We start from the raw sequence: 12,349 nt of genomic DNA on the forward strand, positions 1-12,349 counted from the left end.
AGCCTCCAATAAAATATATTTTATAGATAGACAGTAGGCAATACAGTCTAACTTTACCTTACTATTCTATCAAATTGTAGCAGAATTGCAAGCATTTTCTATCGTTTTTTATTTTATCCATTTTCTGCAAGGGCTATTAGCTTCGCTCATAACTTTTTTTATCAACCCATTTTAACCTATTACTCAACTAAAAACACCTCACTTCTATAGGGATATTGATGTTACCATAGCTACAAGGTGCCACAAATACGAGACTACTGCAACAGACCTTTCTCCGTTCAGTCATCCTACGACTCCCTGGCAAGCCTCTTGCTATAAGTATTGAAAATATATTGACTATTTTCACTTAATGATGCAGTTGATAATAAGGCTGAATAGGAATGGACGCGCCAATACTAGAAGAATAAATCCAGTCCTTGCCTTCCAACTGAGCAAAGTCTTCTGCTTTTCCTGTTAGGATAATGCCTGCGAACTCCAACTGATCAATCTCTTCTTGTTTGGTAAAGTCGGTGTTACCAAACTTATCGACAAAGGCTTGCAAGTCATCCACAGGTATGTCCAAATACTGCGCTCGTTTCTGATCTCCCGATTCTAAGAACTCTTTCATATAGTCCATACCTGACATATAGTCTCCAGGCATATCCGAAAAGACCAGTTGAATATCCTCTGGATCTAATCCCAAAAGCTGCTCTGGACGATAGTAATGGGTACTCTGCTTCCCTTCTGTCCCTATCCAATACCAATTTTGCTTGAGGTTGCTAGGAATCATCTCCTTAATCTCTGCCAAGCTGTACTTCTTATCAAAGGAAATAGCCACTTCTACTAGCTGACCACTCATTTCTCTTAGATAAGGCAATTCTTTAGCAATCTCTGACTCACTCCACACGATCTGATTCTTATTGTAAAAAACAGGTACCTTGGTATTGGTTGTATGATCATATAGGTATTTGAGGGTATTCCCAGGTATATGCTGGGCAAAGTCATAATGACTATCAAACAGGTCATAGTAAATTTCATGCTGACCAAAAGCCATAGGAACACCGTCTAAATCCTTGTACAAATTGAAGTAGAGTTTTCCAGATACATAACTTGTGCTTTGGATTTTAATGCCATCATGATTTATATTTGGATAGGCGATTTCCATTAGCATCGTTTGTTCCCACACCTCACGACCTTCTCGTGCACCGACAATTATTTTTACGGTTTGAACGCCAATCAATAATAAGATAAAACCGATGAGCGATGACAACCCTATTGTCTTCCATAAATTCTTCCGCTTACTCCTTTTCGTTACCTCTTCAAAAGTCTTCATATCCATATCCTCTCTCTTCTAATGCTTTCCTTAACTGTTTGCGTCCTCGGTAAAGGCTGATTTTCACCCAACTTTGACCAGCACCTAAAATATGCGCAATCTCCTTGATACTCATATCCTGAAAATAATAGAGGTCAATCACTTGCTGGGATTTTTCTGGCAGGTCTGCAACAGCTTGATAGAGTTCCTCATAGCCTTCTTGGTCATAGATCAAAAAATTTTCAGGTGTAAAAAACTCCTTTTGTAAAATTTCATGGTAGTGCTTGTCTCGCCTGTATTTGTCAATGTAAGCCCGAACTGCAGAACGGTAAAGCCAAGCTCTTAGTTTTTCAAAAGGAAGGACAATATCAGATTCAAGCAATTTGACTAGAACATCTTGGGCAATATCCTGACTGTCAGTTGGGCTGGCTCCTGATTTTTGCAGATAGTAGGAAATCTCCTCTGCAATACCAATGACTTCTTTTTCATATTGATCAAGTTTGATACTCATCTCCTCCTTTCACTAATAAAACGAATAAGGGATAATTTGGTTACGCTTTCTTATAATTATTATATATTTTTAGAATAGAAAAAAACAACCTCCGAAGAAGTTGTTTTGTAGTGGTATTAACCTGAGTTGCGCAAACCTGTCGCCACACCATTGATGGTAATATGAATGAGATTCTCTTGTTCTTTGCTCAATTCTCCACGACGAAGACGATGAATTAATTCAATCTGAATATAGTTGAGCACATTGAAATAAGGCATGCGATAATCAAGACTGGCTTTTAGGAACGGCAGTTCTGCTAAAAGCTCATCATTTTGCTCGATTGATAAAATGATTTCTTTGGTCAACTGCCATTCATCTAAAATGACATGGAAGATATTTCGTACCTCTTCGCTTTCACACATTTTAGCATATTCAAATGCGATATTCATATTGGATTTAGACAATACCATATCCACGTTTGATAGAAGTGAACGGAAGAATGGCCAAGATTCGTACATTTTTTGTAACTTAGACAAATTATCAGGGTGCTTATCAATAAAGCGTTTGAAACTTGAACCAACTCCATACCAACCTGGCAACATAACACGGTTTTGTGACCAGGAGAATACCCATGGAATCGCACGCAAACCACCGATTTCTGTGATGGTTTTTCGAGCCGCTGGACGTGAGCCAATGTTCAGACTTGATACTTCACGAATTGGACTAGCGGCAAAGAAATAATCATAAAAATGTGGATTATTGAACACAAGATCTCTATAAATACGATAGCTATCTGATACAATTTCATCCATGGTTTCGCGATAGCCATCGATTTCATTTGGATCGGTAATCATTTGTGTGACCATACGGTCAAGCGTTGCAGATACCAGCATTTCTAAATTATAGTAGGCTGCGTCTTTGTTACCATATTTATTGCCTATCACTTCGCCTTGTTCTGTCAAACGAAGCCGGTCCTTGATGGAACCAAATGGCTGAGATGTAATCGCATCGTAGGAAGGACCACCACCACGACCAACAGTACCACCACGACCGTGGAAGAAGGTGATGTTTACTCCGTAGTCTTGACCAATTTGCGTCAATTCATTCTGTGCTTTGTAGAGTGTCCAGCCGGAGGATAGGTAGCCACCATCCTTGTTGGAATCTGAGTAGCCAAGCATGATTTCTTGGTAGTATTTATTGCCTGCAATCCAACGTTTCGCTAAATCTAATTGCAGATATTGACGCATGGTATCAGGTGCATTATCTAAGTCCTCGATTGTCTCAAAAAGTGGAACAATCTGAACACGGGCCTTATCGACATCTACTAGACCAACTTCTTTTAATAGGACAGCTAATTCCAGCAAATCAGAAACACTCTCCGAGTGTGAAATAATGTGTTGCTTGATGATTTCCTCACCTAGCTTATCTTTCAATTCACGCGCAGCAGCAAAGATAGCCAGTTCTTTTTCTAATTGTTCTGACTTTGGCATGTGCGTTGCAGAAAGAATGCGTGGATCAGTTTCCAACTGTTTCAAAAGAACATGGCATTTAGCTTCCTCAGATAAACTGGAGTAGTCTTCTACGATACGGGCAGAAGCCAATAATTCCGCAACACTTGCTTCATGAATAGAAGAGTCTTGGCGCATATCGATACTAGCTAGGTAGAAACCAAACGCTTCAACCGCTTCAAGTAATTCTGTAAAATCACCTTTCAATAGCGCCATAGATTTATTTTCAATCAAAGATTGTTTGATGGCTAATAAATCAGCTTTAAACTCGGCTACATTACTATAGCGAACATCTGACGGCTTATTGTGAACTAGATAATCTCTTGTATTTGCAAGTTTCATCTGAATATAGTGAAAAGCACGACGATAAGGCTCGTTTTCACGGTAGACAGAACTATCTTCAGATAAATCCGCCAGCATCTTAACCGCTGTAGATACATTTACAATGGAAGTTGAGAGCGAAAAATTCCGATAGAGTTTATAGAGTTGCTCATCGTAATAATTCATAATGACTTCACACTGAGTCAAGGCTGACAGCTTCAAGGTCTCTGCAGTAACAAATGGATTCCCATCACGGTCTCCCCCAATCCACATCCCCATTGTAATTGGACGAGGGTTATTTAAGGCGATTCCTTTCTCAGCGGCCAAACGTTTGTATTCCCGCTGCAACTTAGTGACAGCCTTAATAAAGGAAGAATTGTAATACTCCATAACGTTTGTGATTTCGTTGGTTACCTTCAACTTCTTCTCACGAATCATATCCGTCTGCATGATAATTTCAATGTAACAACGGAGCTCATCTTCCCATTTGTTTTTATTGAGCAAGCCCAATTTCACATCGCGATAACGACGAAGCAACTCATGAATATGCTTGGTTAAATCAAGCATAGACTGGCGTTGAACCTGAGTAGGATGGGCTGTCAAGACTGGAACAACATTCAACTTTTCAAGGATTTCAGCTGCATTTTCTTGTTTGGAAACCATATCAATTGTTGTTGAAATCTTGCCAAGATAGTCTTGTTCAATATTGTTTTGATGATTGATTTCATAGGCCAAGTCAACATCTTCTGATATATTAATCAAAAGTGGCAAAACAGCAAAATATCTAGAAATAACTGCTAGTTCATCATTATTCAACTGACTGATAATAGCAATCAATGCCTGATAATCATCCTGACGAGACAATTGAGATAATTCTACAATTTTAGCAAAAGTCTCTGCAGGCATCATTTGGGCTGCTACTTCTTCCAAAATAGATGTTAGAATCGTTACTTCTTCACGGATTGCTTCCTTGTTATTATAGTTTTCTAATTTTTGAATAGCCATCTCCTACCTCTTTCCTATCTCTAAATTAGCGTACGCTCTATTTCTTCTTCAATTAATCGACGTTTTTCACTAGCATCAATATTCAGAACAAACCCTATCCCGATGGAAATAATCAAAAGACTCGACCCCCCCTGTGACAAGAAGGGGAAAGTTACCCCCGTTGCAGGAATAATTCCCGAAATTCCTCCGATATTGACAAATGTTTGAATCAGAAGCATACCTGCCATTCCAAGTGCCATCATCGCATTAAATGGACTACGAGCACGGACGCCTACAATAATAATTCGAATAATCAAAAAGAACAATAAGGCTAGAATTAAACTAGCTCCGACAAAACCGAGTTCTTCAATGACAATCGAAAACGCAAAGTCGGTGTGGGCCTCTGGTAGATACCCCTTTTTCTCAATCGAATTTCCCAAGCCACGTCCAAGCCATCCACCGTTACTCATCGCATAGTAAGAATGAGTCAATTGAAGACCTGAGTTGGTGGCATTACCAAATGGATCAAAATAGGCCGCAAAACGACGAGCAATATAACCAAAGAGCGGAATTTTTTCCACCGTTTCTACACCCAAAATACGAATCGTTCCTAGAATAACTGTTGAGGCGGCCACAATTCCCAAAACCGCTGTTGAAAACCAGCGATAGGCAATCCCACTCACACTGATCATCACGACCATAATCAGCACAATAATCGTCGCATTCCCCAAGTCTGGCAGTGTTGCAACTAGACCAAGGAGGAGCAGACTGACCACCCGCCAATCTGTAAACTCTTTCGGAATCCAACTTCCTTTAATCAACGATACATAGTCATAAGTCCGAATATCCGCCTGTTGTTTTGCAAACTCATGTGCCAGATACCAAATGATTATTAATTTCAAATATTCTGCCGGCTGCAAGGTTCCTGCAATCGGCAGAGGAATCCAGCCATGAGCCCCGTTAATCGGAGGAAACAACCGAGAAATAGCTAACAGAAATACTTCTACCAAAATAACCGAATAGATAACGGCTTTCTTGCGTAAAAAACTTAATTTCATACGATAAATCGTATAGATTGCTACCAAGCTGACAATCCAGAATCCTGCCTGGTTAATCACTGTTCTAAATGGATTTCCACCATTAATAATTTGCGTAGCACTGGTTGTCGAATAGACCATGACCAACCCAATCACCGATAAGATGAGATAGGGAATCAGTATGGAGTAATTCAACAACTGGCGTTTGTCAATCTTCATTGCTTATCCAACCTTCTTCGAGTATAGCTCTTATTATAGCATACTTTGTATAAAAATACTTATCACTTTCTAAGTTGCTCTGCAAACATTCGGAACTAACTTTTGTCAACAAGAAAAAGGCCGAAGCCTTTCATATCTATTCAAATGTTTCAAGATAAAATTCAATTTCATCCCCATTCGCAACTGTAAGGTCTTTCGCCCCTTTATCAGCCATTTGGCCATTAACTTTATACATCCAGTATGTATTGGTACTCGCATCTTGGCTAACACCATCAATTTCTGTTATCAAACCATTGTCTTCTACAATGTCATGATGTTCTTTAAGCACATCCATGATACTATCACCTTCTTCCGCAGTAACTTCCTGACGATTCTCTTTGTCCTTGGTTGTAATCTGCAAAGTGACTTCGATAGCCGAGTTGCTCTGTTTCTCATTAGTGTTTGTACAAGCAGCCAAGAAGAGCGAGAAGATAACCGTCAACATAATACTAATTTTTTTCATTTATAAAATCTCCTAAAAATATAATCAATAATTGGATAAAACAAAACTGTTGAAGCCGCGTGTAAACTATCAAAAACTAGACCATTAAGCCAGAAGACGATAGGGGAAATCCCAAACTGTGTAGCAGATAAAAAACTTATCGTTAGCCCATATAAAAAGACAAGAATCCCCGCCAGAAGACTCTGTAGCCACAAGGAAATGCTCTCTTTTTTGATAAAAGGACCGATTGCCAACCACCATATAAATTGGATTAAAGCAAAACTAAGAACTTGCCACAAAACAACTGTTCCAAATCCAAAAAGCAAGCCACTCCCTACCATCGCTAGTATCATCAATGTCCAGCTCTCCAGCAAACTGAAATAGGACAGAACAATGAGGAAAATAGCCGTAAGAGGCTTTATATTGGGAAATGGCCCAAAAACCACCCTTAAAACAATTGTCAAAGAGGACAGAACAACTAGCTGACTAACACGTCTTACTTTTTCACTTTTGTCATGCATACCAATTTAGCCTACCTTATTCCCTTTATTATGTCAAGTTCAGATAATCTTTTACTATTTCTTGAATCGTATTTTTTTGATTTTTTCATGATTTTACGGTAGAATTGAGGAGATGAGAAAGAAACTAAATCCGATGATTGTTGTTGGTTTTTTCCTCTCCTTCTTTGCTCTTATTTTCATCACTGGGGTGACTGGAAATACTGTAAATAAGACGGAGGTAGCTAACGAACCCGCAGTCACACAATCAAACACCAGTACAAGTTCTAAACCAACAAATTCTAGCTCAAGTTATTACATTGCAAATGCGCTCGAAATGAAACCTATCGTCGACGTTTCTGCTTGGCAGAGACCGTCTGAAATTGACTACGATACTCTTAGCAAAAATATTTCTGGCGCAATCGTTCGTATTCAAAGTGGATCACACACTAAAAACGAAAATACAGCAACTGATAAAAACGGGTTAGATAAATCCTTTGATACCCATATTAAAGAATTCCAAGCAAGAAATATCCCTGTTGCTGTCTATGCCTATGTCACGGGAAATAGTATTGAGAGCATGCAGGAGGAAGCTCGAAGCTTTTATAAGGCCGCAAATAAATACAAGCCAACCTTCTATTGGTTAGACGTTGAAGAATATACCATGGATGATATGAATGCTGGAGTGGAGGCTTTTCGAAAAGAGTTAGAAACTCTCGGTGCTAAAAACATTGGAATTTACGTCGGAACCTATTTCATGGAGGACCATAGCATCAATGTGGATAAATTCGATGCAGTCTGGATTCCTACATATGGTGATGATTCTGGCTACTACAATGCCGCTCCAAATACTGATTTGGATTACGATCTCCACCAGTACACATCACGTGGGTATGTCAACGGATTTGAACACCATTTGGATTTAAACCTCATTACTACACTCAAAGATCCTAACGAAGTTTATCAGAAACTATTTACAACACCCGAATAAAATGATACAATTTCACTAATTACATATACACAAAGGAGTGCTTCGGCTGAGATCGCAACTGCGAAATCCTCGAACCTGATCTAGTTAAAACTAGCGTAGGAATTGTGTGCTTTATAGAATGATACTATACTCTGCTATAAAGACTCCTTTGTTGACCATCTACAAAGGAGTCTTTTTATGTCCACATCAAAATTACCCATCCTAGCCGAAGTCGCTATCTTTTCTGCAATTGCCCTCGTCTTTGACAAAATCCCGCTCTTTACAATGCCCCAAGGTGGATCCGTGTCTTTAGTCATGCTTCCAATCCTACTGCTTGCTCTACGCCACGGACTAGGGGTGGGGGTTCTTACTGGTGGTATTGTCGGAACCATTCAACTTTTCTACGGTGGCTACTTCCTAAACGTTTTTCAAGTTTTTCTTGACTATGCACTTTCTTACGCCGGAATTGGTTTAGCAGGTTTAGTGGCCCCCACCCTATCCAAACAAAAAGATCTTAAAAATGCTACTCTCATCATTACTCTGGCTAGTTTTCTAGGAGGAAGCATCCGATTGATAGCCACCTTCTTATCAGGAATTATTTTCTACGCAGACTACGCCCCAGATGGTATGCCTGTCTGGTTCTATTCCTTTACCTACAATATCAGCTATATTCTTCCTTCCACTGCAATTGCCTCTATTCTGCTCATTTTACTCTATAGAGCAAGACCAGTTTTTTACAATCTTTAATCAAAACTGCCTGCTGGATTTTATCTAACAGGCAGTCTTTTTAATTATTTTTACTTGCTTTATGCTATAATAGGAGCGTTATAATACATTTTGGAGGAAATTATGGCTTCTTGGATTTCAAGAATTATTAAAGGTATGATTATCGCACTCGGCTTTATCTTACCTGGTGTCTCTGGGGGAGTACTCGCTGCTATCCTCGGAATTTATGAGCGACTAATTGGATTTTTAGCAAATATTCGAAAAGATTTCAAGGAAAACTTTCTTTATTTTGTTCCTGTAGGAATCGGTGGAATTTTGGGAATCGCACTCTTTTCATTTCCAGTTGAGTATCTCTTGCAACATTTCCAAGTCCCAGTTTTGTGGGCCTTTGCGGGAGCAATCGTGGGAACTATTCCTAGCCTGCTTAAAGAATCAACTCAAAAGAGCAAACGAGATAGCATTGATTTAGCTTGGTTGATTGGGACATTCATCATTTCTGGTCTCCTACTTTACAATTTAAGCGATCTTGTAGGAACGCTTCCAGCAAATTTTGCAAGTTTTGTCTTGGCAGGTGCCTTGATTGCTTTAGGGGTACTTGTTCCTGGACTCAGCCCTTCAAACTTGCTATTAATTTTGGGGATCTACACGCCAATGCTAAATGGTTTCAAATCACTTGATCTATTCGGCACCTTCCTACCAATCGCAATCGGTGGCGTTCTTGCAATGGTTGCATTTTCAAAAGCAATGGACCACGCTCTGAAAGTATACCATTCACGTGTTTATCACTTTATTATTGGTATCGTCTCATCTTCTACTCTGCTAATTTTGATTCCACAAGCAAGTAATAAAGAATCAATTTCCTATGCTGGAGCGAACTTTGTTACATGGATTGCTGCTATTGTCCTATTTATACTAGGCGCATGGTTAGGGCTTTGGATGAGTAAACTTGAGGAAAAATATAAATAATGGCAAAAAAGGTTAAAATAAAGAAAACCTTGGTGGACCAAATATTAGACAAGGCTAAGATCGATCATGATAGCCTTGTTTTAAATGCCCTCGATGGCCAATTGCCACCAGGAATTGAAGAACACGAAATTTACAAAACACTGGCATTAACTGGGGATAAAACTGGACCAATTATCGGCATTGTCCCAATTACAGAACACCTGTCTGAGAAAAAATTAGCCAAGATCTCTGGCAATAAAAAAGTGAGCATGATTCCGCAAAAGGACTTGGAAAAGACAACTGGCTACGTCCACGGTGCCAACAATCCCGTGGGCATTCGTCAGAAGCATAATTTCCCAATCTATATTGATCAGTCTGCCCTTGAACTCGGTCACTTGATTGTCTCTGCTGGTGAAATTGGTCGGTCGATTAAAATTGATAGCCAGGTTTTAGCTGATTTTGTAAAAGCTGACTTTGCCGATTTGATTGAAGGGAGGGACTAGACTTGAAAATCTACTTTGTCCGTCACGGTAAGACCGAATGGAATTTAGAGGGACGCTTTCAAGGCTATTCTGGAGATTCAGCTCTCTTGCCCGAATCTTATCAGGATTTAGAAAAACTCGGCAAATACCTTGCTGAAATCCCCTTTGATGCTATTTATTCTAGTGATTTGCAGCGCGCACATAGCACTGCCGTAGAAATTGCCAAAGCCAATCACCATTGCCAAACCGTTCTAACCACGCCACAACTACGTGAATGGAATTTTGGAACGCTAGAAGGAAGCAAGATGGCAATTTTTCGTGCCATCTACCCCAAACAAGCCTGGGCACTCAAACATAATCTAGCACGATTTAAACACGATGTCTTTGATGCCGAATCTGTCCATCAGGTCACACAGAGAATGGTCGATTTTATCCAGTCTCTTCAAGAAGAAAACCTGGAAACAGTCCTCATCGTCAGCCATGGTGCCTTTCTAACCGCTTCTATCCATCGCCTGCTTGGTTTTCCACCAGCCCAACTGCGTCACCGAGGTGGTTTGGATAATGCATCGGTTACTATTTTAGAAACAAGCGATTTCGAAAACTTTACAGAATTAGCTTGGAATGATACCAGCTATAAAGCAAAACAGTAGAATTTTCTGCTGTTTTTTCCTATCCTATTAGCAATTTATACTGATTTTTTCTCTCTTCTATGATAAAATAGAAATAACAGACTTTGGAGGAATAAAATTTTTATGTCAACTGAACATTTTGAAGAATTAAATGACCAACAGATTGTCCGTCGTGAGAAAATGACGGCTCTTGCTGAACAGGGCATTGACCCATTTGGAAAACGTTTTGAGCGTTCTGCCAACTCAGCTGAATTGAAGGCCCAGTACGAAGACAAATCAAAAGAAGACTTGGAAGAATTAGGTCAAACAGCAATCGTTGCAGGTCGTATTATGACCAAGCGTGGTAAGGGTAAGGCAGGTTTTGCTCACATTCAAGACCGCGAAGGCCAGATTCAGATCTACGTTCGTAAGGATGATGTTGGCGAAGAAAATTATGAAATCTTCAAAAAAGCAGACCTTGGTGACTTTATCGGTGTCGAGGGAGATGTCTTCAAGACAAACGTTGGTGAGTTGTCTATCCATGCTCGCAAGTTGACTCACCTTTCTAAATCGCTCCGCCCATTGCCAGAAAAATTCCACGGTTTGACAGACATCGAGACCCGCTACCGCAAACGTTATTTGGACTTGATTACTAACCGCGAGAGCTTTGACCGCTTTGTGACCCGCTCAAAAATTATCTCAGAAATCCGCCGTTACCTTGACGGACTTGGTTTCTTGGAAGTGGAAACACCTGTCCTTCACAACGAAGCTGGTGGTGCTGCGGCTCGTCCATTCATTACCCACCACAATGCCCAAAACATTGACATGGTCCTTCGTATCGCGACAGAACTCCACCTCAAACGCCTGATTGTCGGCGGTATGGAACGCGTTTATGAAATCGGCCGTATCTTCCGTAACGAAGGTATGGATGCGACTCACAACCCTGAGTTCACTTCCATTGAGGTTTACCAAGCCTATGCGGATTACTTGGACATCATGGACTTGACAGAAGGCATTATTCAGCACACTGCCAAGGCAGTTGTCGGTGATGGTCCTGTGACTTATCAGGGCACTGAAATTGCTATCCATGAGCCATTCAAGCGTATCCATATGGTTGACGCTATTAAGGAACAAACTGGCGTGGACTTCTGGCAAGAGATGAGCTTCGAGCAAGCAAAAGCCCTTGCAGCTGAGCATAAGGTCCCTGTGGAAAAACACCATACAGAAGTTGGTCAAATCATCAACAGCTTCTTTGAAGAATACGTTGAAGCAACTCTTATCCAACCAACCTTTGTCTATGGTCACCCAGTAGCCGTATCTCCACTGGCTAAGAAAAACGATGAAGACCCACGCTTCACAGACCGCTTCGAGCTCTTCATCATGACCAAGGAATATGGAAACGCCTTTACAGAATTGAACGATCCAATCGACCAATTAGAACGCTTCGAAGCCCAAGCTAAGGCTAAAGAACTCGGTGACGACGAAGCTACAGGCGTTGACTACGACTACATCGAAGCCCTCGAATACGGTATGCCACCAACAGGTGGCCTCGGAATCGGTATCGACCGCCTCTGCATGCTCTTGACAGACACCACTACCATTCGGGATGTGTTGTTGTTCCCTACAATGAAATAGGTGACAACAAACTTTTTCACCACTGCTACTGAACATACTCTTGGAAATTCCAAGAGTATTTTTGTACGCAAAAAAGCCTGGCCAACTGACCAAGCTTTTCAGGAGATTATGAAAAATATTTAGGATTGACTATAGTATAGCTCTTCCTATCAACT

12 protein-coding genes and 1 riboswitch are annotated in these 12,349 nt (G+C 40.4%); of the genes, 6 read left to right on the forward strand and 6 right to left on the reverse strand.

Annotated elements, in window-relative coordinates; translation table 11 throughout:
• Positions 1-346: 346 nt before the first annotated feature.
• From GPW69_RS07795 to GPW69_RS07820, 6 genes are all read right to left on the reverse strand, one after another.
• A complete protein-coding gene (locus GPW69_RS07795) occupies positions 347-1,318 on the reverse strand; it encodes an anti-sigma factor (RefSeq protein ID WP_044753626.1) in 972 nt (323 codons plus the stop codon).
• Positions 1,299-1,802 (reverse strand): RNA polymerase sigma factor, encoded by a 504-nt coding sequence (locus GPW69_RS07800; protein WP_044753624.1) that lies wholly within the window; start codon positions 1,800-1,802, stop codon positions 1,299-1,301. The genes GPW69_RS07795 and GPW69_RS07800 overlap by 20 nt, the downstream gene beginning before the upstream one ends.
• 116 nt (positions 1,803-1,918) lie before the next feature.
• On the reverse strand, positions 1,919-4,615 hold the full coding sequence (gene ppc, locus GPW69_RS07805) for a phosphoenolpyruvate carboxylase (RefSeq protein WP_074391756.1): 2,697 nt from the start codon (positions 4,613-4,615) through the stop codon (positions 1,919-1,921).
• A 20-nt stretch (positions 4,616-4,635) separates the two neighbouring features.
• Positions 4,636-5,850 (reverse strand): cell division peptidoglycan polymerase FtsW, encoded by a 1,215-nt coding sequence (gene ftsW / locus GPW69_RS07810; protein ID WP_011922075.1) that lies wholly within the window; start codon positions 5,848-5,850, stop codon positions 4,636-4,638.
• Positions 5,851-5,986: 136 nt separating this feature from the next.
• Entirely contained in the window at positions 5,987-6,352 is a 366-nt protein-coding gene (locus GPW69_RS07815; protein ID WP_044764127.1) for a DUF4430 domain-containing protein, read from the reverse strand.
• Positions 6,349-6,852 carry a hypothetical protein gene (locus tag GPW69_RS07820; RefSeq protein WP_171841474.1) on the reverse strand — a complete coding sequence of 168 codons (504 nt, stop codon included), beginning with the start codon at positions 6,850-6,852 and terminating at the stop codon, positions 6,349-6,351. The genes GPW69_RS07815 and GPW69_RS07820 overlap by 4 nt, the downstream gene beginning before the upstream one ends.
• Before the next feature lie 112 nt (positions 6,853-6,964).
• Between GPW69_RS07820 and GPW69_RS07825 the strand changes: the two genes are divergently transcribed.
• The 6 genes from GPW69_RS07825 (at position 6,965) to lysS (ending at position 12,194) form a co-directional block, all read left to right on the forward strand.
• Positions 6,965-7,819, forward strand: a complete 855-nt coding sequence (locus GPW69_RS07825; protein WP_024406698.1) for a glycoside hydrolase family 25 protein — start codon at positions 6,965-6,967, stop codon at positions 7,817-7,819.
• Positions 7,820-7,842: 23 nt separating this feature from the next.
• Positions 7,843-7,938: riboswitch (TPP riboswitch) on the forward strand.
• 58 nt (positions 7,939-7,996) lie between these two features.
• Positions 7,997-8,545, forward strand: a complete 549-nt coding sequence (gene thiT, locus GPW69_RS07830) for an energy-coupled thiamine transporter ThiT (protein ID WP_074391755.1) — start codon at positions 7,997-7,999, stop codon at positions 8,543-8,545.
• 102 nt (positions 8,546-8,647) lie between these two features.
• Entirely contained in the window at positions 8,648-9,490 is an 843-nt protein-coding gene (locus GPW69_RS07835; protein ID WP_024410120.1) for a DUF368 domain-containing protein, read from the forward strand.
• The gene (locus tag GPW69_RS07840) at positions 9,490-9,972 is read left to right on the forward strand and encodes an aminoacyl-tRNA deacylase (RefSeq protein WP_044764122.1); all 483 of its coding nucleotides are present in this window, start codon (positions 9,490-9,492) and stop codon (positions 9,970-9,972) included. Before GPW69_RS07835 ends, GPW69_RS07840 begins: the two co-directional genes overlap by 1 nt.
• Positions 9,973-9,974: 2 nt before the next feature.
• On the forward strand, positions 9,975-10,601 hold the full coding sequence (locus GPW69_RS07845; protein WP_029752197.1) for a histidine phosphatase family protein: 627 nt from the start codon (positions 9,975-9,977) through the stop codon (positions 10,599-10,601).
• A 102-nt stretch (positions 10,602-10,703) separates the two neighbouring features.
• On the forward strand, positions 10,704-12,194 hold the full coding sequence (gene lysS / locus GPW69_RS07850) for a lysine--tRNA ligase (RefSeq protein ID WP_044681087.1): 1,491 nt from the start codon (positions 10,704-10,706) through the stop codon (positions 12,192-12,194).
• Positions 12,195-12,349 lie beyond the last annotated feature (155 nt).

This window comes from Streptococcus suis, from assembly GCF_902702775.1.
GTDB classification, from domain to species: domain Bacteria; phylum Bacillota; class Bacilli; order Lactobacillales; family Streptococcaceae; genus Streptococcus; species Streptococcus hashimotonensis.